The organism is Stenotrophomonas sp. SrG (assembly GCF_050031795.1).
Lineage (GTDB): Bacteria > Pseudomonadota > Gammaproteobacteria > Xanthomonadales > Xanthomonadaceae > Stenotrophomonas > Stenotrophomonas rhizophila_A.
Genome location: NZ_JBNBBE010000225.1, coordinates 1 through 276, shown reverse-complemented (window position 1 = coordinate 276; position 276 = coordinate 1). Strand labels below are relative to the sequence as shown.

Here is a 276-nt window from a genome sequence, read left to right as displayed (position 1 = left end):
TAGTTGAAGATCAGGCGCTGGCGGTCGCTGATGCGGAACAGGCCGTCAATGCGCGGCTCCCATTCCTAGCCGCCCAGGCCGAAGTCCTCGGAGAAGCCCACATCCTGGCCGAGCACCGTGGTGTTGCCCCGGATGGGGTTGTCCGAGTCGATGTTCATCGCACCCAGGCGCAGGGCGAAGCGGTCGTCGCCGTCGGCTGCGCTCGCGGACGTGGCGTGGGTGAGGGCGGCCATGGCCAGCGGCAGGGCGAGCAGGGGAAGCAGGCGCAAAGTTCTA

At 67.8% G+C, this 276-nt stretch carries 1 pseudogene; it reads right to left on the bottom strand.

The window, feature by feature from the left end:
* Positions 1–269, bottom strand: a pseudogene (locus tag ACQG3P_RS19615) (hypothetical protein); the annotation flags it as partial.
* Positions 270–276 lie beyond the last annotated feature (7 nt).